Raw genomic sequence first — 23370 nt, 5'->3', positions numbered from 1 at the left:
ACAGATACAAGCTAAAAAAGCCAGTATAAAAATACTGACTTTCATTCCCAAAATCCTTTTTTCAGGTACTGGTCCTACCTTAAAAAGAGGATAGTGAAACTATTTTAATTGTACATTAAAACAATCAAATTTATGAAAATGAAATTACTTAGACAATTAATTGTCATGTCAAAATATACATTTTACAGTTTAATAATTCAGGTCTTCCTCTGTAGTTTTTTGATTGCTAAGGAAGGAAAAGCTCAACGGGAAAGTCTGGAGGACATCTATGTTTCCCTTAACTTTGAGGATTATCGCTTAAATAAGGTTTTTTCAAAAATTGAAGCAGAGACTAACTTTAATTTTGCCTATCACAAAAATATTTTTGCGGTGAAACATAAGGTCACTGCCAACTTTAACAACCAGTCTTTGGCCAATGTACTCAGATATATTTCAAAGGAAACGGGTTTAAAGTTTAAACGGGTAAATGAAAACATTCAGGTGCAGCGAAACTATGGCAGTCTTGAATTGGTAGAGGAGGAATTTGCCAACCACCCAGCCCAGGATGTGGTAATCTCAGGAAAGGTAATCGAAAAGGAAAATGGAGAAGCATTACCCGGAGTGAGTATATTAGTAAAAGGAACTACAAATGGAACCATCACGGATATGAATGGAGATTATAAATTATCCGTGCCGGCCAATGCAGTGCTACAATACAGTTTCATTGGTTTTAAATCAATAGAAATGCCTTTGGGGTCACAAACTGTAATTAATATAGAACTTGAGCAGGATGTTGACCAACTGGAAGAAGTGGTTGTGTTAGGCTATTCATCCAAAGATGTATCAAAATTGACTGCCTCGGTTTCTGTGGTAAAGGAAGAAGAATTGAAGAAAGGTGTTACCACCAGTAGTCTTGGTGCAATGCTTCAGGGAAAGGTTGCAGGCGTTCAGGTTACTAATACAACGGGTCGTCCAGGTCAGAATCCTCAAATTGTAATTAGAGGGGTTGGTTCCCTTGGAGCGGGGATAGCTCCGTTATATGTGGTAGATGGTGTTATTGGTGGTTATTATAATCCCCAGGATATAGAATCTATTTCCATATTAAAAGATGCAGCCGCTACCGGTCTTTATGGTTCCAGAGCAGCTAATGGAGTGGTAGTAATTACCACAAAATCAGGGGGATCTGGAAAAACGACTGTGCATGTCAGTTCTACTTTCGGACCATCCTATCAGCAAGATGGCAAATTTGACCCCATGAATGCCCAGGAGCTATATGATTTCCAAAGAACAGCAGCAACCAATTCTTACAATAAATTGGACAACCCTTCTCAATCCCTGGATGAATATCTTAATGAAAGAGTTCCCGATTCCTATCTGGAAAATACTGGTGATTGGCAAAATATGCTATCACGAACTGGATTTGTGCAACAGCATCAGGTTTCTGTTTCTGGTGGCAACGATAAAACCAAATTCTATATCAGTGGAAACTATTTTGATGAAAAGGGTACCATGATTAATATGGATTACAAAAGGGTTGACTTCCGGGCAAATATTGAGCATGAAATTTCTAAAGTATTTAACCTGGGTGTAAGGTCTGTTATTAGCAATAATTGGCACCCAAATGAACCTCAGGGTGGTCAGGAAGGTCTTTATGCACAATATCTAATCTCAATGCCCTATGATGCTCCGTATGATATGGCAGGTAATCCTGTCAATCCCTATGACCCTGAAGTTCTGTGGCACGGAAATGCCAAATCAAATTATTTTTACAGCAGAGATCATTATGAGGACAAGACTCAGGCCAGAAATATTGCCACGGATCTTGAATTAACTGCAAATATTGCAGAGGGATTAACCTTCAAAACGACCAACCGGTTTAGTTTTTATAATGATGAAAGAGCTCAGCTTTTTGACAAATATCATTTCCTGGGCGAATCTCAAAATGGTCTTGTAAATAATTGGAATACCAATGGCAATTCTTTTCTGACTTCCAATAAATTGGTATATGATCAGGATTTTGGTAATCATGGCCTGAATGTTATTTTAGGTCAGGAATACAACTATAGCAAAAATAAATCATTGTATGCCAGTGGGATGGATATTCCAGTAGGATTGAGTGCCCTAAATTCTACGGGAACTCCAAATGCGGTGGGGGGTAATAGTACAGAGGCCGGATTTAAATCGTACTTTGCCCAGGTTGATTACAGCTTTAAGGATAAGTATTTTGTAGTATTGTCAAACAGGTTCGATGCTTCATCCAAATTTGGGGCAAATAACAGGTGGGGTAATTTTTATGCCCTGGGAGGTTCCTGGATTTTGAGCAATGAAGAATTCTTACAAGGAAATAATTGGATTGATAAATTGAAACTCAGGGCCAGCTATGGTACAACGGGAAATGCAAACATTCAAAACTACCTTTCACTAAGTTCATATAGTTTCTCTTCCAGTTATAATGGTAATTCTGCTGCAGTTCCAGCTCGTTTGGCAAACCCTGACCTTACCTGGGAAGTTGCCAAAACGACTAACCTTGGGATAGATTTTTCTACACTCAAAAACAGGTTAAGAATTGAATTTGACTGGTACAACAGAATCAATGAGGATCTATTGCAAAGTGTACCACTTTCTGCCGCAACCGGTTTTTCAAGCCAGGAAAAAAATATAGGGTCAGTGAGGAACAGAGGTATTGATTTAAATATTAATACAGTGAACCTTCAGGGCGAGTTTAGCTGGTTAATGAACTTCAACGTCAACATAAATAAAAGTAAAATTCTTAGTCTGAATGATGATGAAGATATCTCTAATGGAATAAACCGTTACGTAGTGGGAGAGCCATTGAGGTCATGGTATATTCGAGAGTGGGCTGGTGTGAATCCGGAAACTGGCCAACCCATGTGGGTGAGGTGGGAAGACGAAGATGGGAATATGATCCACCAGGAAGGAGGTGCCAATGCAAATAGCCCAGCCAATGTGACCACCACAGACAGTTATAACCAGGCTAGTCTTCAAATCTTAGGAACACCTTACCCTGATTTTTATGGTGGCTGGAGTAATGATTTTATGTACAAAAATTTTTCATTGAGTATTTTGGCTAATTATTCTTATGGCGGGCAGATTTACACTAGTTTGCGGGAAAGAATGGATTCTGATGGAGCTTTTCTGGCTCACAATAAAATTAATCCAATCGATGGTTGGACCCGCTGGGAGAAACCCGGAGATATAGCCACCCATCCTGAATTACTCTACAATGGGAATAACAATTCATTTAATACTTCTTCAAGGTATATAGAGGATGCCTCATATTTCAGGATCCAAAATATTTCCTTTGCTTATACTCCAAATTTAAAGTTAGGCCCGGTTTCCAATCTTCGATTTAAAGTCAATGTGGACAATGTGGCTACATTCACCAAGTTTAGCGGTTCGGACCCATCTGCAAATTCTGAAAATCCCACCAGTGGTCAAGATGCCAATACCGGATTGTATGCTCCTACAAGAAAAATCCTTTTTGGAGTTGAGTTTGATTTATAATAACCTATAAAAATAAAATGAAAATGAATTCATATAAATTAATACTTCTTTTTGTACTAGTCCTGTCCTCATTTGTTGGATGTGATGATTTGGAATATGAACCAATTGACCAGCTCACAGAAGAGCAGGTAGCCAACGACCCGGAGCTACTCCTAAATGTGACTTTTGGTACCTATGGTAAATTAAAGGAGAACCAATATCTCCGTTACGATAAGTTTTGTAAAGAATTGATGAGTGATGATGTAATTCTAGTGAAAACGACAGGTGATAACCTCATGCATACATATACTTATGGACATACTGTGGCCTCGAATTCGTCCAGGCAGGTTTGGACAAGGGGTTATCAGGCCATTTATTCAGCTAATAAAGTAATTGAGGCTATTGATGAAAGTTCCGCAAATGATAAAGTGAAGCAGATTCTGGGTGAAAATTATTTCCTTCGTGCTTTGATTCATCATGATTTGGTGCGGTACTTTGCAAGGCCCTATACCAATGTAAGTGACCCAGAAAATGAGCTGGGAATTATGCTTCGTACAGATACAAACAATGACGATTTACCCGGAAGGAGCTCTCTTAAAGAATCTTATGACTTGATTGTATCTGATTTGATAAAAGCAGCTAACCTGATGAGCGAAAACAAATCTAATGCCTTTGCCTCTAAAGAGGTAGCCTATGCTTTATTAGCACGGATGTATTTGTATATGGGAGATAATGACAATGCCATTACCTATGCAGACAATGTCATCAATTCCGGGAGATATGAATTGCTGCAAGGAGACGATTATAGCAATTATTTTAGATTATTTCCGGAAGAAAATTCTGAAACGATATTCTGTTTTAAGGTGCTGCCATCCGAAAATTATGGCAAAAGTTCCCTGGGTTCAATGTTCAATGGTTTTGGTGGATGGGGTGAAATTTATGCTTCCACATCCTATAGAAATTTATTGTACAAATATCCGGAAGACCGCAGAATCGATTTTATTGAGCCTCATTTCGAAACACCGTTAGTGGAAGATCCCACTGAGGATGCCGGCTATACAGTACAAAAGAGAAATGGATTGGCAAAATATTACCATGTGAAATACACCAATGAAGGAGGAAACCAGATGTTATCTTCTCCAATTCGACTTAGATTGGCTGAAATGTACCTGATTAAGGCGGAAGCCCTGGCAAAAAAGGGTCAGGATGCACAGGCAATAGAAATAGTAGATCTTCTTAGGACAAGGGCAGGTTTGAGTGGAAATCAACTATTTCAAAATGATATGCAGGGATATACCTCAGCTTTTGACATCGTGATGGATGAAAGACGTCTGGAATTGGCTTTTGAAGGTCACCGTTCATTCGATGTATTCAGAAACAAAATGACAATGGACAGAACCTATACTCCAGTTGATGTGAGTTGGGATGGGCCCAGAACCATTTCCCATACTTCAAATTTAATTGTACATTTAATTCACGAAAGTGAAATTGCCTTAAATCCAAAGTTGGTTCAAAATCCCATTGACTAATTTAAATAACCCTTAGTAATTTTTAAAGAGCAGACGTTCACTCCTAAAACGGTAGACGCTTGCTCTTTTATTTTCCCCCAACCGTTCAAACCAATTTCCAGGATAGGGGAGAAGCAAATTTTTGACTTCCACTGCCTGATTGTACTTTTTCCCTGGACTTTTTTTACGACTTTAGCCATTTCATTATTTCCAGAAGGGGAAAATGATTTACGAACCTAAAGTTTTTTATATGTTAAAAAAATCTCCCTCATTTTTTAAAGTTAAAAATAGACTCGAAATGACTTTACCCTCACCGAGGAGGCTAGGAGCATGTCGTCAGGCTAACCAAATTTATCATCCTCGTTTGCAACGAGGATGGCGGAGGTAAGCGTTTTAAACGCTATTTTGGTTTACTGGTGATACAATCGCCATTCTCGAACCTCCTCGTTTCGCTCCGCTAAGCAAGGAGGAGGATTTAAATAGGTAGACATATTATTTAATTTCTTAAAAATGTCCAGTATTGTGATGTGCTAAAAAAATAGCATTTTTGTACTCCTCATTAACCATAGTCTAAATTGCCAAATGTTTTTTATAGTTTCCGATTATGGTAAAATAAAAAATTTGACATGATGACCTCCTGGTTATCTTTGATATTACCAATAAAACCCTAATTTCACATTTCCAGATGGAGCTTTATACCTCTTTTTAGGTGCATACTAACAACTAACTAACTTCCCAAACACCTAATTTTTTAATAAAAAATGAATTTACTAACGCCCAATTTAAACAAAAACCTATTTTCCTTCCTCCTTTTATCCTTTACAATTTATGGCCAGGCGCAAGATATAGACAGTCTTGAACAAGTCCTGAAGAGTTTGCCAGATGATACTTCCAAAGTCAATACACATTATCGACTTTCCAAAGCTTATGAAACGGAATTCCAGTATGCCAATGCCATGGAAATTGCTACAGCAGGACTAGCACTTGGTCAAAAAATAAATTTCCCAAAAGGGGTAGCCCGAATGCTGATCAAAATTGCTGATATCAATGAATTGATGGGAAATTATCCCAAAGCTATTCAGGAGAATATTGCTGCACTGAAAATTTTTGAAGAACTGGACGAACCCCATTCCATAGCTTATGTATATATAAGTCTGGGAAATATATTCAGGGTGGAAGATGATTTTGAAAAATCATTGCACTATTATGAAGGAGCAAGGTCCATTTATCAATCGCTTAATAATGAAAGTGGGATAATGAGGACAATGAATAATATTGGGCTGATTTATGGAGAATTGCATCAATACGACAGTGCATTAAATAATTTTTATCAGGTGCTCAAAGCCACTACCCAAACCGGAGATAAGTATGGAATGGCAATTTCATGTAATAACCTTGGAAAGGACTATCGTAATTTGGCTAAATACGACAGTGCATTGAAATATTCAGGCAAAGCGTATGAAATACAACTCGAATTAGAAGACAAATATGGCCAGGGATTATCATTATCCAATCTGGCTGAAATTTTCCTGTTGCAGAAAAATTACCCCATTGCTTTAGAGCATGCCCAAACGGGTTATGCCATTGCCAATGAAATCAATAATAAGAGGCTCCAAAGTCGATTGACTAACCTGATATACCAAACTTATGAAGGAATGGGTAATTATAAGGATGCATTTAAATACCTCCAGCTTTATAAGGTTTATGAGGATAGTCTTTTTGATAATAAAAAGACCAGGGACATTGCTAATATGGAATTGACCTATGGATTGGATAAGAAAGAACAACAGATTGCAGCATTACAGAAAGAAAGTGAAATCGATGAATTAAAAAAAAATATGCTGATTGGATCTGTGGTTGGAACCATATTTCTGGCAATCCTGATTTATTTGTTTCAAAGCCAAAGGATAAGGAAAAACAGGCAAATCATTGAAAAGGGAAAAGAGGTAGATCGTGCAAAATCACGTTTTTTTGCCAATATCTCTCATGAATTCAGAACTCCTCTTACATTAATTTTAGGACCAATTGAGGAAATCAGAGAAAAGGTTCCGGACCGGCAAACCCATCTCTACCTCAATATGATGCAAAAACATGCACGTAAATTATTAAACCAGGTAAATCAATTATTAGATCTTTCAAAATTAGACTCAAATCAACTCAATTTACATATTGTTAGAGAAGATTTTGTCAGTTTTGTAAAGGGAATTACCATGTGTTTTCAATCCTTGGCACTTTCCCGGAATATTGACCTTACATTTACTGCTGAACAACCAAAAGTGATGGCTTATTTTGATAAGGATTGCATGGAAAAAATTATGGTCAATCTACTTTCCAATGCATTTAAATTTACCGTGGGGCCAGGCCAGATTTTAGTTGAAATCAAAGCTTCTAAAGACCAAATTGAATTAAAAATAACTGATACAGGTCAGGGAATTGATTTGAAGGAACAAAACCTGATTTTCGAACGGTATTACCATACTGAAAGCGATATGCAGGCGAGTTCTGGTATAGGACTGGCATTGGTCAAGGAACTGGTAACCTCTCACCATGGGGTAATTAGCGTAGATAGTACGAAAGGCAAAGGCAGCACTTTTAAAATTTCATTGCCAATTATAAAAAATCAGTGGAAAAATTTACCGGTTTTTGAAGACAGTACTCATGGAAATGGGGTATCGCAAAATGGCCTTGACTATGAATTTGAAGTTGCTGCAGATGAAAATGACCTACCCGTTTTAGGCAGTTGCAAAACGGTATTGGTTATCGAAGACAATGATGATGTGCGGATATTTATTAAAGAGGTCCTCAAAGATCAAATGAAAGTAATTGAAGCAGAAAATGGTGAGGCTGGTATAAAAAAGGGCGAAGAATTATTACCGGATATCATCCTTGTAGATATCATGATGCCAGGTGTTGATGGGTATGAAGTAGTAAAACAGTTAAAACAAAGCGAAAAAACCAGCCATATTCCTATTATCATGCTCACTGCCAGAGCTGATATGGACAGTAAATTAAAAGGTTTGGATATTGAGGCAGATGATTTTATGACCAAACCTTTTGACCGGAAAGAACTGACTACAAGGATTTTAAACCTGATAAAAAGCAGGGAGAAATTAACTTCTCAATTTAGCCAAATTACAACTTTTAAATCCACTGACCTGCAAATATCGTCTATTGACCAGGTTTTTCTTGAAAAAATAATTGAGGCCATTGAGGAAAACATTGACAATAACAGCTTTGGTGTGGAGGAGCTCGCAGGAATTGTTGGAATGAGTAGAAGCCAGCTTCATAGGAAATTGCAAGCCCTTGTGGGACAACCTCCAAATAAACTGATCAGGAGTGTAAGACTTTCCAGGGCAATGGAACTATTGAAAAACAATGCAGGTACCGTAGCAGATATAGCCTTTATGACTGGGTTTTCCAGTCCCAATTATTTCAATAAATGCTTCAAGGATCAGTTTGGATTTGCTCCGGGGGAAGTCAAAAAAACAGTCTTGTAATCTTATAAAAACCAATAAATATTTGGTAAAAAAGTCAAATGCGACAAATTTATACGTATTTGCGACAAATTTGCATGGTTTAAGTTTTTGTACAGCGTTAATCAATTGTTTAAAAATAACAATGATTTTGTACCCAACTACTTCTACCATGACTAAAAACTCAATACCTCACTTATTTCTCTCACCTATTAATAAATGCCTTCATTTTATATGTAAAAAAAGAGGCACAAATACTCCAGTAATCAGGACACAAAAACTTACTTCCAAATCGGCTTCAGGTCTCTCGAAAAAAATAGAGCAGGGATTATTTCTATAGAAAGGAAGATTATTGCTGATTCCCTAAATGTAAAGAAATCCCTTGAAAACAGCATTTCAGGGGATTGACTCCATATTGAAAATACAATGAAATCTTTAACTCCATTGTGGTGATCTATTCAATAATGATGAAAAAAAAATTTGCCCAAAAATTAACTATTACCCTATTTATCATGCCTTTATTGCTTTTCGTAATCAATGTGTCTGGCCAGCAATTAGACAATTTGAAGAACCAAAATCCAGTGAAAATAAGTGGAAGTTTTTCCATGGTAAATACATTTTACCATGCCTGGGGCATTGAAGACAGAAGACCTCCATACTATTGGCTTTTAAATGGGAATGTAAACATTAATCTATATGGGGTTGATATCCCTGTCTCATTATCGATTAGCCAGCAACAGCAGCAATTTGTTCAACCTTTCAATCAATATGGTGTAAGTCCTCGGTACAAATCGATTACCCTCCATGCCGGGCACAGGAGCTTGAATTTTTCTGAGCTTACGCTGGGAAGTAATGTTTTTTTAGGATTAGGGGTAGAGTATACCCCATCAAATTTACCGATTAAAGTAAGTTCGATGAGGGGTAGATTGATTGCCCCAACACCTGCCGGAAGTTTTCGAAATGGGATTGAAATTCCACCAACTTACAAAAGAATGGGACAGGGTATTAAAATCACAGGATTCAGAAAAAGTGACCAGATAGATTTTACTCTGTTTCAGGCCAATGATGATATTTCTTCAACTCCACTGGATTCTGGTGGGACGAGTGCAAATTATCCCAGCCCTGAGGAAAATGTGGTTGTGGAATTGGGTCTCCGTAAGCAGCTTTTTAAACGACTATCTCTGGAAATTAAATTTGCTTCAAGTATCTATAATTTAGATTCAAGAAGTCCTGCCATTGAAAGTGAAAATTTGGGTAATAAATTATTAAGTCCTTTGATTAAAACCAATGCTTCTACTCAACACAATAAGGCTATTATTGGAAAACTCAACTATAGCAAAGAAAAATACAACCTTTATTTAAACTATAGAAGGATTGACCCTGAATATAAAAGTATGGGCTCGGTTTTTCTCACTAATGACCTAGAAGATATAACCACTGGTTTTAACTTCAATCTGCTAAAAAACAAGATCAATCTTGACCTTAATGGAGGCGTTCAATATAATAACCTCAACAGGGATAAGCTATCCAGGATGGAAAGATTAATTGGTGGAGTAAATTTATCTTACAACGTCAATGAAAGTATAAACCTGGCCATTAACTATTCGAATTTTAATTCAAGCACTGTTTATTCAGCGTTTACCACCCTGGATTCCCTCAGTTATGTTCAGGTAACTCAAAATGCGGGGATTGTCTTTAATCATGCCCTGGCCAATACTCTAAAAGGCAACCTGTTTTTACAGGGAAACATACAAAAACTCACTGATCCTACAAATCGGGATTCTAATTTTTATAATTTCAGTACAGGTTACCAGACAAAACTAAATAAACTGCTTTCCCTTAATTCAGCAGTCAATTATACAAACAATGCCTCGGGTGACCTGATTACGAATTCTGTAGGACCATCTTTATCTATTGCTGCCCAAAAAAGAAAGCGATTTAAAACCAATCTTTCTGTGGTTTGGCTTTATGCTTATACCGATGGAAAAATCAGCAATAAGTATAAGACCTATAGTCTGAATTACAATCATCCTCTTGGTAAACATCAGCGCTTATCTGCAAGAATTTCATTTCTTGACCGGATTCGTATTGCGGAAACCGCCAGCCGGGTAAATGAATTAAGGGCAGAAATCAATTATGGCTACAACTTTTGAGAATAACAGATCTGACAATTAGTATTTCAATTTCCATGAAAACAAAAATTATGAAGTATATACTGACATTGTATTTTGTAGCTGCCGGATTATTGGGTTTTTCACAGAAGCATCCAGTAAGGGTTCAGACTACTATAACACCTCCTTATTCAGCATATCTGAGTGATTATTTTGCAATTGATAATTCCCAGTTACGAGTAAATTTATTATTTACAGACCTAAGCGAACCCTCCTGGGATGTGAAATTAAAATTCAGTATTGAAGGGAATGGGATTAAAATAACAACTAACCCACAATTTGTACCTGAACCAGTCAATCTTGCTTCAGGGGTTCCGATAGTGCTTCAACCTGCTGATCTTGCCGACTATTTTAATTTTAATAATTTGGTTTTTACAGGATCTTATGCCAACGAATTGTTGCGCAATGGTCGCTTAAAAGAGGGTTTGTACCGATTCTGTTTTGAAGCATTGGATTATCAATCGGGTAAATCATTGTCACAGGTTGCCTGTGCAAATGTTTGGGTAACTTTAAAAGAACCACCGTATGTAATTAACCCCATTAAAGGTACTCATATCAATACGGATATTACCCAGAATATCCCATTTCAATGGCAAATGGCTAATGATGTTTCCGGAAACCTTGAAAACCCCACAGAATATCAATTGAGCATATTTGAAGTTACCGATCCCAATATAGACCCAATGTATGCCATTTCCAGCAATAAGGTATTACCTACTTTTACCTCTGACTGGACAACTGAAACCCGCTTTGTTTATGACATGGGTGCTCCAGTTCTGGATATTGGGAAAAAATATGCCTATCGGGTGCAAGCCAGAAATGAAACAGGAATTTCTCTTTTCAAAAATGAGGGGTTTAGTGAAGTTGGCTGGTTTTATTATGGTTATCCTAATGATGGCTATATTAACTTAAGTTTGCCTGAAAATGCACATGCTTTTGGCAAAAATGAACTCCAGAATTTTAAGTGGGTTGCTCCCGATAACCTGCTGAAACAACAACAGTACTATTACCAGTTTAAAATTGTAATGCTGGAAGAAAATCAGCTTCCGGAGCAAGCCATTGAGGTAAATGAGGCATGGCATGAGGAAAAATCAATCACCACATCCTCTATAAGTGGGAAAAGTATTTTATTGAATAAACCCATTCCTCCAAATAAAAAATTCGCCTGGCAAATTAAGGCGTTTACCGGGGAGCAGGAAATAGCAGCCAGTCCTGTTTTCACATTTGATGGCCCACCCATTCTGGAATCTTTTTACGCAGGTAAACATCTGATTACTGTAAAATCTACCAAGGGTGATCTGAACAGTCTTTCAGGAGTGGCAATGGTGCCATATGGCCAGGAGAAATTTCTTGAAGTGCCATTCCGGGATTTGACAGTGGAGATGCTGGCAGGAAACTATGTCTTGCGAAAGGGGGAATTGACCTTAGATTTATCGAATAAACCACCGATGCCCCTTGATTCGGATTATGAAGCAAATGGTGAAGCACATTTTCATCTGAAACAATTGAAACTGGATAAGGATAACCTGAGGCTGCTTGGGCAAATAAAATGGCCTTTACCACATCCGGTAAATACCGGTGAACTGGCTTATGTCACCTCCAAAGAAGTTTGGATGGATTATAATGAGTTTAGCTTAAACGGGTTGGTACTAATCGAAAATAACATAGCATACGATTTACTTGATCCCTCTGGTTTCACTATTTCATTGTATGATAATTCAGACTTTTTAGTCAATAACAATACTTTCAAAATTCGCCTGAACGGCCATATTTCTTTACCTCAAAAAATTGAAGCAAGCTATCAATCAGGTAGAATCGAGTACCCATTTAAGCTTAAGGAACAGCTCTACACATTTGATTTTAAAGAACTGGGGAGCGATAAAAAATTTGACCTGGGGAATAATACTGGTATAAATATTCAACCGAATGCAGTAATTATCGATTTTTCAGAAACTGAATCCCCTGAAAATTGGGTACATGATCCGGGGAAAAAAGGAGTTTACCTGAAAAATTTTGATATAAATTTCCCTGTATTTACTGATAGTAAAAATCAATTGGTTCTGGCTAAGCAACTGACCTACAATATGGTACAACATAATAATCCAGACATCACTGCCTGGATTGGCGGTAAAGGATTGGATTTAAATTTTTTCTGGAAATTTGAGGAGGGTACTTATGCCTGGTTTAACCAATTCACCGGGGAACTCTCCGAAATTAACTTAAGCGTTTCGGAAAGCAGGTTTTTAGATACCCAGGATAATTATTTGAAAGGGGTTATTGCCATCCCATTATTTAGCACAACAGAGGAATTTGCCTATACCATCCCCATCCGAAATGGTGGATTCATGCCAGGGTCATTGGATGAGTCTTTGGCTGGCAGGATGATTACTTTTAGTGAAGGCAATATACAGGAAGAGACTAATCTGGAAGTTGTTCAGGCGCATTTTGCAAATAAAGATCGGCTAGCACTTACTGTAAATTTGACTTATGAGGCTGCAAATGTAAATCTGAAAAATGTTTCCGACCTGAATTTATGGGGAGATGGAAGTTTTGGATTTAAAACCCCTGATGGAGCCATGTCCCTTACCCGGCAAACAAAAGGATTGCTCAGTGGTAACTATGAACTAGAAGTGGATAGTGTAAAGGCAGTTCATTTTAATAATACTTATGCTTTGGGGATAAAGGCTGGGATTAATTTAGGACAATCAGTCTCAAACCCTAATCAGGGCTTACCCAGAATAGATCTTATCAGTGGAAAAGAAAGAAATACTGATGCAAACCCGGTGTTTTCAGGAATAGGAAAAGCAGCAGGTGAAACAGGTGGATTTTTTGAAAATGCCGGAATGAAAACTTCAAAATCCTTTGCCACAGTAGGTCAGGGAATAGCCAAAGGTGCCGAGGCAACGGTTGAAGCAGCCGAAAAAGCAGGCCGTATGGGAAGAAACGCTCAGGATCTTTATATGGCATTTGTGAATGGATTTGGCTACAAATCAAATACTGCTTCACAAACAAAATATGTCTGGACTATACCTGTCTACTGGAAATTTACTTCCGGTTGGGCGGTTGGTGTGCTCAATTATGTAGAAAATCAGGGGTCCTGGGGGGATTTTTGGCAGGGTGTGCTACATGTTTCCTTGGAGAAGCCTTTTAAGGCTACCATGGACGGGCAGTTGGTATTAGGTAAAAAAGACGGCACAGATTATTGGTTGGTTAAGCTCGGTGCTAAATCTAAAGACATTGGGGTTGAAAAAGGGCAAAGAGAAGGCATTAAGGTAGGTCCCTTAATCATCACCGAATTAAAAGGTTCCATCTATCATCACATGAAAAACAAGGAGGAAGTGGAGGTACAGGTGGGTGAGAATATCAATGACACAGATTTGAAAAGCCTGGGAGGAGTAGGGAGCTACAATGATTTTGAGAATGGAATTCCTCCATTTAAAAAATTAGAGTTCGAAGATATTGAAACTTTCGACCTGGATCAATCTTATTACAGTGCAGATGATTTTTTAAGTGCCACACGGAAATATAGGGTGGATAAAGGCACCGCTTATGGTGGTAACATGAGGTTACAACTCATTGATAAAAAATCTAAAGGAGAACTTTTTACAGGTACGTTTGGAGCTGATCTGGAATATACCCCAACTGGTGACATGCAATCATTGCATCTCATGGGTTCTGTTGGCCTGAGTAATGAAAGAACAACCAAGAGTGAACGAAAAAGTAAAATTACTTCAGATTTTATTGGTGGAGGCAGTTTTTATTATTTCCCGGCAAACAACCATTATAAAGGTTCGCTTAATCTGCAGACTAACCGGAAAAAAGAAGAAAGTGGTAAAAAACCGATGGCTTTTTGTCTCAAAGCAAACGCCACTTTCGAATCTACCTCTCCATCTTCCTGGCAGCTTGATTTGGGAAACCGTTATGACCGGATCATAATAGACAAAGGATGCCAGGGAATGAAATACCAGGGCTGGTTGGGCTTTGGGACAGAAAGGCTTGATGCAGGCCTTGGAATCCTGTTCCAAAGAAGATTTGAAACGGGGTGGATAGACCTGGAAATAGCCAAATTTAATGCAGCAGCAGAGGTAGGATTTCAATCTACTTTTTTCGTGGGCTTTGACATCAAGCCTGAGTTCAGGTTCAGAGAAGGGGGTGTGGAAGTAGAAGCCTGGGCCAATGTCAAAATAGATTACCAGTCTTTTTTTAAGGATGGAAGTATGGACCTGATTGATGCCCGACTGAAAGGGATGTTGTTTTTTAAGGACGTGAGGGGTGTTTATCACTTTTATGGCTCCTTGAATGGCCATGCCAAGGTTTTGGGTGTAGGGGTTGGCTTTGAATTAAATTCCAGTATACAATTATAACAGAACTATGAGGTATAGAATTATTTACATATTGTGGATGATATCCTTTGGGGGATATGCCCAAACAGGGCAGGCTGTCATTGTAAATGCCGGGGATGACAGTACTATTGTTCATACCAAAATCAAATGGTATTCCGAATCAATTTACTATGAGCATGGAGTAAATATTTATCGCACTGAAGATGAAGGGAAAACCTGGCAAATCTGTAATGAAAAGCCAATTGTAAAGGGAAGTCAGATAGCCCCTGAAGCGCTTTCAACTGATGATCAGCTAAGGGTCTTAACCGAAATCACCAATAAAAAAAGGGGGACAGAACTGGAGGGGCTGGTCAAATTGTCTGTCCTGATCCAATCCATATTGAGTGAAAAATTCGCCCTTTACCTGGGCTTGCAATTCAATGATACTACAGTTGAAAGGGGGAAAACCTATCAATACCGTATCATGCAATTAATGCCTGATCGGAAAGAGACTTTGATAAGCACCACTAAACCGATTGTGGTTGACTCCTGGGAGAAAGACAGCCCCCCATCAGATATTGTGCTTACTGCTGATGAAAAGGAGGTGAGCTTTACCTGGAAAATCGAGGAAAACCGGTTTTTTGCTGTCAATGTTTATCGGGGGTTAACCCCACAAGGTCCAAAGGAAAAGCTAAATTCCCGGCCAATAATGGTTACTTCATCTGAAGATGAACAGGGTAACCTGTCCCTTCCTGAAGCCTTTTTTGTGGATGATAACCTGCAGTCAGGGAAAAATTACTATTACCAATTGAGCAGTATTGATTATTTCGGTCATGAATCTGCACTTACCGAAGAGTACCATGTTACCACAATTGATAAAACCCCTCCTCCAGCTCCAAAATTAGGGAAAATAAAGGGAGATAAATCTAACGGATTACAATGGAAACAGAAAAAAACAGATGACCTGGCAGGGTTTAATATCTTTAGAAGTCTGGTGACAGATACCGTTTACCACAAAATGAATAGTGTACCTATCGAACCCAATACTAAGAATTGGCAGATATCTTCCAAAACACCCGGATCGTACTGGTACTTTGTAGAGGCTGTGGACAGTTCTGGCAACACTTCAGAATCGGATCAGATATTAGTGACAATTTCGGATGAAATTGCTCCTATTGCTCCTGCTAATCTAAAGGCTTCCATCCAGCCCGGTGAAGTTAGTCTTACCTGGTCTGGTAATCAGGAGCCCGACTTATTGGGGTATCTTGTATTTCGTGCCCTGGACAAAGGCGCTGACTATAGCTTTTATCCCATGTTTGTAAAACCACAGACAAACACCTTTTACAAGGAAACATTTGCAGATGGAAATAAAGAAAAATATGTGTACAAAATTGTGGCACTTGATACCTCCTTCAACCAATCTCCCTTTTCTGAGGAGATTAATGTTCAACTGCCAGATGTAAAAGCACCTGATGCACCTTTTATAAAGGATGTATATAGCCTAAAGGACTTTATTACAGTGGAATGGCATTCTTTAACAGTGGATGACTTGAATGAGTATTCCCTTTATCGAAGCGAAAATGAAGGGGAATTTATAAAAATAACAACTTTAAGGCCCGAGCTTACGGCATACACTGACAAGGACATCAAACCAGGAGGAAAATATCGATATTATTTGATGGCAACCGATAATGCAGGCAATAGCTCAGAACCATCAGCTATTTTATCCGCACAAACCTTGGTAAAGGAAACGATCTCCATAGAACTAAGAGGAAAATACCATAAGAAACAAAAGGAAATTGAGATGAAATGGAAAGTAAATAATCCTGATGCTATCAAAGGATTCATAGTCTACCAGGCGGTGGGTAAAGAGCCTTTTAAGCCTGTCACCGGGCTTGCCGGAAATATGCTTTATAATGATAACCAGCTAGATGTGGGTAGCAACTACCGCTATCAGGTAAGGGCTTATGATCACCATGGAAACAGTTTTAAATCAGAAAATTTTGAAATCGAAATAAATGAGTAATTTTATGAAAACTATAAAACTAAACTACATTCTTTGTGCCGTACTATTCTTTTGGGCATTTCATGTGAAAGCCCAGGAAGAAGGTTTAAGTATTGGCAAAAAATCAATTGATAAATCCGCCATTCTTGAAGTGACTGCTCCTTCCAATAATAAAGGGGTGTTGTTGCCAAGACTGACATCTTTCCAACGTGAAAGCATACCTGCTCCACAAGAAGGGTTATTAGTATTTGATACCGATCAGGATGAATTCTATTATTTTGATGGGAATCAGTGGCTATCCCTGAACCACAGTAAATACCGCAAAGGTAGCAATGCGGTAGATGAGGATCATTTTACGATAGCACTGACCAATTCCAAAAATGTAGGGATTACGAACAGACTAGCTGTTGGAGATAAGACATTTGTCAAAGAAGCTGTGGAAGAAAATAGTGTGGCTGTACAGGGAGAAGTTATTGCTCAAAATAATATTTCCACTGAAGGACAATTTGTAGGATACGGCACTGTTCCGCTTGGTGGAATTATCATGTGGTCAGGTAAGGAGGAGAGTATTCCTGATGGTTACGTATTATGTATAGGACAGAAGATAGCTGATAACCAAAGCTCTTACCACAACCGCTATGCCCCCAACCTGAGAGGGCGTTTTATTGCCGGCTATGATCCAGATAGGACGGATTATGATGACCCGGGAGGTTTGAGTGATTTAAGCGCTAGGGGTAATAGCTGGGGTGAAAAAGGAGGAAAGGAAAAGCACGCTTTAACCTTGGATGAGATGCCTCGGCATAATCATTCTCTAACGATTACATCTGATGGATCGCATCAACATATTGCCTTGATAGACTCTGGTCCTGGTGAAGGAATTAATAGAACTGACCCTGGGCCTAATGACGCCATGTGGAAAGATGATGACCACGGAATGAATTATGGAAACCCGGTAGCCGATGGATATTTACCTACCAGTTATGCTGGCGCACACTCTCATCTTGGCTCCTCAGTTGGATATATTGGCGGAGGTATAAATGGTCGGACTACACCTCACGAGAATCGTCCTCCTTACTATGTGCTGGCTTTTATCATGAGGGTAAAGTAAAAATAATAGGAATTAAAACATTAGAACATGATAAATGACAAAATCAGCTTTTGGAAAAAAGTGCCATGGTTTTTTGCCTTTTCATTCATAATGCATTCTACTATTTATGCCCAGGTGATCAATCATGGTGTGGAGCTTACAGTATTGGGGAATGTGGATGTGTATGTTCATGAAACATATACAGATTCATTAGGAGGGGTAATCAACAATGATGGCCGACTATATTTTAATAAATCTTTAACAAACCGGACAGGAGGGTTGATCATTAATCCTGATGGTGTCGGTAAAATAATCTTAAATGGAGCAATTGATCAATACTTAACAGGAGAAGGTTTTATATTTGGTAATTTAGAAATAAATAAACCTGAAGGAATCTTTGTAATAAAGAATAACATCACAATAAAAGGAGGGTTGACTCTTACCAAAGGCAATTTGTTTTTGAATACCAATCAGCTTTTTTTGGGTAGTACCGGTAAATTGGTTGGAGAACATGAAGATAGTTACATCTATGGCCCTGAAGGATTCATTAAAGCTTCTGATAGGTTTATTAATCATCCGGATAAAAATGATAATCAGGCAGGATTAGGAATATTCCTGGGATCAGCAGGAGATTTTGGAAGATCAACCCTCATAAGAAGGCATAAAGGCCTTTCAGGAGTTTCTGGAGGAAGTATTATGCGGCATTTTGATTTTTCCCCCGAAAATAGCAATTCAGCCTTTCCCACTTCGGTAGGAATGAATTATTTGCCTCATGAGACAGATATAATTGACGAAAGTTCACTTTCATTATGGCAGGATGCTGGTAAAAACGGACAATGGATTTTGGTAAATTCTTCCATCGATGTAAATGGCAATTTGGTAAAAGCGGAAAACATTGAAAATCTCGATAGCTCACTGTTTACGCTTGCCACCATGGCCTGTCCTGAGGCACCACAAATTCAACTTGGAGACGAACCACAGATACTTTGCTCAGGTGATTCAATAGTTTTGAACACCCAACTTGATGATCCTAAATTTAGCTTTAGGTGGTTCCACAATGGGGAAAGTATCGAAGATAGTACTTCATCCATTTTCATTACACAACCCGGAACCTATAGTGTGCAGGTTATTCAAGATAATGGTTGCAATGCAGCGGCACAAATTGAAGTAATCGAAAAAACCAGTCCAATAGCCAGTTTTGAAAGTGATGAAGTTTGCATTGGTTCTAAAACAACCTTCACCAATACCTCAATTGCTGGAGAGGACTCACTTATGTATTTTTGGGATTTTGGTGATCAGGCTTCTGAGGATGATCATTCAGAAGCATCAGACCCCAGCTATACTTTTCCATCTCCGGGTAACTACATGGTTACACTTACAGTGAAATCAGCGGCTGGTTGTGAAAACAGTTTCCAAAAAGAAGTAAATGTACTCCCACTACCAGAGGTAAAATTTCATACAGATGGCACTTGCCAGGGGGAAGAAATTAAGTTTTCAGCAGATGTTATTTTTCCTGAAGGACAAAAAGGAACGCTTTATTCCTGGAATATTGACGGAATCCCTGTTGGAGAAGGAAAGGAAATGTCACATTCTTTTGGAAAATCGGGTGCTTATAAGGTCTCCTTATCTGTTGCTACAGATAAAACCTGTGAATCTTCTTTTAAAACCATGGTAACTATCGATCCCGTTGCAAAACCTTCTTTTACCTTTATTCCACAATGTGAGCCTAATGAAATACTGATTACCAACACTACCGAAAATAATGATGATATTGAAAGTCAAACATTTTATTTCCATGATGGGTCTTCCTCATCAGGAACCAGTTTTCTTAAGAAATATGATTCTGTTGGGAATTATGAAATTACTTTGCTTACCAAAATGAAAAGTGGGTGTGAAATTAAAATTGTGGATACTGTCAATATAAAAATGCGTAAACCTTTTCTGGTTGCTGAAGCTACAACTTGTGGCAATCAGTTTTCTTTTTCTATTGATCCCACCACAATGCCCCAGGGAACGTCCTGGTCCTGGAATGATCAAAGTACAAAGGTAGATTATGTCGCTACAAATAGTGGGATTCATTGGATAGAAGTACAATTTCCAGATGGTTGCACTTATAGGGATAGTGTCAATCTTCAATTGAATAAATTGTTAAACCTGGACTTGGCAGAAAAAATAACCGCTTGCGAATCCACAATTCTTGAAGTAGGGAAATATCCTGGAGTATCTTATTTATGGTCTGATGGATCTACAGGTAATGTTTTAACAATTACCGAAAGTGGATTATATACCGTGAAAGTGATCGATCAGAACAATTGCATCACTGAAGCAAACAGTGATGTGGAGATTTTACCCGCACCGATATTTGATTTGGGAGAAGATGTGTCCTTATGTTACGGAAGTGAACTCCAGTTGGCTCCTGGTATTGGAAATATGGCTTACACCTGGACGAATGGCTCAACTGAGGAATCCATTACGGTTACAAGCCCCGGAGTTTATGGACTCACCCTGACTAATGAAGCAGAATGTAGTACCTATGACGAAATTGAGGTGTCTTTTTATGATCCATACTCTGTGAGTTTAGGAAAAGACACAGCTTTTTGTGAAGGAGATAAAATTACATTAATCACTGAAAAACCTGCTACTACCTATCAGTGGGGGAAAAATGAGGAAGTTATTTCAACCAATAGTTTTCTGGAAGTAAGGGAGGAAGGTGAGTATTGGGTGGTGGCTAAAGATGCATTCGGTTGTGAAGGAAAAGCTAAAATTTTTGTGAGTGAAAAAGAAAAACCAACTGCGAAATTTTTGGCTTCTTCAGAGATAGAAATTGGAGATACACTACAATTTATTCAGCTATCTTATCCGGACCCAATTGGGTTTGCCTGGGAGTTTGGTGATGGGAATGTAAGTGAGGATGAAGACCCAGTCCAGGTGTACACGAAAGAGGGGGAATATTCCGTAAAATTAAAAGTTGATAATGGAGCATGTATTGATGAAATTATTAAAAAGATAAAGGTAGTACCTGTTGGTGAATCTACTTTTAAATTTGAAATGCTGCCTCAATCTTTAATTAAGGAACTTAATATTTACCCAAATCCTTTTGAGACTATGGTTACGCTGGATATTAAACTGAGCATGGAAAGTGGGGTCTATATCACCGTTGTAAATGTTAAAGGGGAAGTTATAAAAGAGATGTCATTTACAGGATCAGAAAAATCAGAAGCGATTGATTTGACTCAGGCACAGTTTGGAATTTACATTTTATCTGTATTTGTGGGGAATGAATCCCGGGTTTTCAGGCTCCTCAAACAATAGTTTAATTAACTGCAGGTAGGGAAGAGGGATCAATAAATGGACTAAGGCTAAATATTTTGCCAGCTGAAAGGTAGAGTGGGATTAATTTTCAATCTGGCAAAGTAACCTCTTGAAAATTGTTATAAGTAATACAACCAATTCCAAAGTCCATTTTTTAAGTCCCTCTTCTTCCATTTGCTTTGGTTCAAATGAATCAAGGTAAAATCGATTAAAGTTATGAGTGTCACTACGAAAAAGCTGGTTGTAATTAGCTGGAATATCATGATTTTGAACGCCTCATTTGTAAAGTTGTCACTAAAACCATATTAGGTTTGCAAGAAAGATTATCTTCAATTTTTTTCAATAAAGTAGAAGAATGAACCAAACAAATGATCAGAATATCTCCTTGATATAACAATCAGGATACCTCAGACGCATGTAGCTTTCTATTTGGAATTACCCCTGTAACCTTAAGTAGAATTAGAAACCCAAAAACCGAATTTGATTTATATCAAATGAAATTTCATCTGCAGAGTATTTTTTTGTTAAAAAAAAAGTAGATGAAAAAAATACTTATCATAAACGGACATCCCGACAAGGAAAGCTTCAATTTTGGTATAAGTGATGCCTATAAAAGAGGAGCATTAAGTTCTGGAGCAGAAGTTAAGGAAATCATCATTCGGGAGATGAATTTCAATCCAAACCTTGAATTTGGTTATAGAAAGAGAATGGAATTAGAGCCAGACCTAATCGATGCCCAGGAAAAAATATTATGGAGCGAACATATTGTTATTGTTTATCCTGTTTGGTGGGGTAGTTTTCCAGCAATTATGAAAGGCTTTTTCGATAGGACATTTCTGGCCCCATTTTCATATAAGAAGAGGGAAAATTCTCTTTGGTGGGATAAGATGTTAGGAGGAAGAAGTGCAAGAGTTATTTGTACATTAGACCAACCCGGGTGGAGTTATTGGCTAATGTTTGGAAAGCCAAGTCATAATTCAATAAAAAGATCAATTCTCAATTTTACAGGGATAAAACCTGTCAAAATTACATCCATAGGGCCATTGAAAGATTCTAAAAAAGAGTGGCGTAGCAAATGGATTGAAAAAGTTGAAAGAATGGGTAAAAAAATAAGATAAACTTTATTGAAATATAAATGAGGAGATCATAACATTCTAAAAATGGCTATATTCCTTTCCCATAAAGCTTTCTATAGTTCATTAAAATTTAGTAATCATTACCTTCACCGCTATTTTGTTTAGTTGTACCCTTAACAACTCAGACTATTCAGCCAACAATGAAAAAAACCAACAAAGTGAAATGGAAGCCGGGGTTCATTCCAAACATTTAAAACCATTCAATCCAGAACTGCCGACAATAGGTTTGCTTATATTTGGGGGTGTTTTACAAGGGGAAGTTTGACATGCACCTTTTACAATGGCATCGAGATCATGCAACTTATCAGGATTTATAAGTATGAAGAAGGCCAGGTAAAACCAGATGAAAATGGATTATTACGGTTGACTGTAAATGCTGTATTTTTTGATTTTGCTCAAAACAGAAAGAATACCTATTTTAATTTACCTTCTGATATTAATAAACGATTGAGGGGACTTTCACCAGGAAGACCAAATGTAGGTATAGAATTATTTATCAAATGTTTGTTTCAGGCCATTCATAGTACCTGAGAAGAAAAAATTGAATATAGTTATAATCGTCTGGTAGAAATAATGAAGTTGGAGAAACATAAGAGAAACAGAAACTATAGCAGGGTACAAGGGACCATTGATAAGGCTTTTGATCTGTCCATAAGATTGGGGATTATATCTAGTGTGCAGGAAGTGACTAATAAACTTGGTAATAGAAAATATATATTAGTAATTAATAATGAATAAAAAAGAAGAAGTCAATTCAGTCATGGTCGGAAGAAATTCCGACCATTTTTATTTTTAAAGATTCGTTCCGGGTTACCTCCAGCTAGATAAATCATAATGGCAATAGCAAGTTCTCTTATTTCGGTTTTAAACCTT

Annotated in this window: 10 protein-coding genes; all 10 read left to right on the top strand. The window is 37.9% G+C overall.

The window, feature by feature from the left end; all coding sequences use genetic code 11:
• Positions 1 to 132: 132 nt before the first annotated feature.
• Positions 133 to 3504 (top strand): TonB-dependent receptor, encoded by a 3372-nt coding sequence (locus tag A3EM_RS43995; protein ID WP_083925324.1) that lies wholly within the window; start codon positions 133 to 135, stop codon positions 3502 to 3504.
• A 23-nt stretch (positions 3505 to 3527) separates the two neighbouring features.
• Positions 3528 to 5012 carry a RagB/SusD family nutrient uptake outer membrane protein gene (locus tag A3EM_RS0129600; RefSeq protein ID WP_157638161.1) on the top strand — a complete coding sequence of 495 codons (1485 nt, stop codon included), beginning with the start codon at positions 3528 to 3530 and terminating at the stop codon, positions 5010 to 5012.
• Between the two features lie 740 nt (positions 5013 to 5752).
• A complete protein-coding gene (locus A3EM_RS46400; protein ID WP_020531876.1) occupies positions 5753 to 8488 on the top strand; it encodes a tetratricopeptide repeat protein in 2736 nt (911 codons plus the stop codon).
• A gap of 440 nt (positions 8489 to 8928) precedes the next feature.
• A complete protein-coding gene (locus A3EM_RS0129585) occupies positions 8929 to 10617 on the top strand; it encodes a hypothetical protein (RefSeq protein WP_157638159.1) in 1689 nt (562 codons plus the stop codon).
• 50 nt (positions 10618 to 10667) lie between these two features.
• On the top strand, positions 10668 to 14999 hold the full coding sequence (locus A3EM_RS0129580; RefSeq protein ID WP_157638158.1) for a hypothetical protein: 4332 nt from the start codon (positions 10668 to 10670) through the stop codon (positions 14997 to 14999).
• Between the two features lie 7 nt (positions 15000 to 15006).
• Positions 15007 to 16983: a fibronectin type III domain-containing protein gene (locus tag A3EM_RS0129575; RefSeq protein ID WP_157638157.1), complete on the top strand. Its 1977-nt coding sequence runs from the start codon at positions 15007 to 15009 to the stop codon at positions 16981 to 16983.
• 4 nt (positions 16984 to 16987) lie between these two features.
• Complete coding sequence (locus A3EM_RS0129570; protein WP_157638156.1) at positions 16988 to 18070, top strand: hypothetical protein; 1083 nt, start codon at positions 16988 to 16990, stop codon at positions 18068 to 18070.
• A 27-nt stretch (positions 18071 to 18097) separates the two neighbouring features.
• Positions 18098 to 21361 (top strand): PKD domain-containing protein, encoded by a 3264-nt coding sequence (locus tag A3EM_RS0129565; RefSeq protein ID WP_020531871.1) that lies wholly within the window; start codon positions 18098 to 18100, stop codon positions 21359 to 21361.
• A gap of 539 nt (positions 21362 to 21900) precedes the next feature.
• Entirely contained in the window at positions 21901 to 22479 is a 579-nt protein-coding gene (locus A3EM_RS0129555; protein ID WP_020531869.1) for an NAD(P)H-dependent oxidoreductase, read from the top strand.
• 312 nt (positions 22480 to 22791) lie between these two features.
• On the top strand, positions 22792 to 23028 hold the full coding sequence (locus A3EM_RS0129545; RefSeq protein WP_020531867.1) for a hypothetical protein: 237 nt from the start codon (positions 22792 to 22794) through the stop codon (positions 23026 to 23028).
• The last annotated feature ends 342 nt before the right edge of the window (positions 23029 to 23370 follow it).

Origin of the sequence: Flexithrix dorotheae DSM 6795 (assembly GCF_000379765.1) — a bacterium.
GTDB lineage: Bacteria > Bacteroidota > Bacteroidia > Cytophagales > Flammeovirgaceae > Flexithrix > Flexithrix dorotheae.
This window is presented reverse-complemented; position numbering and strand designations above follow the sequence as displayed.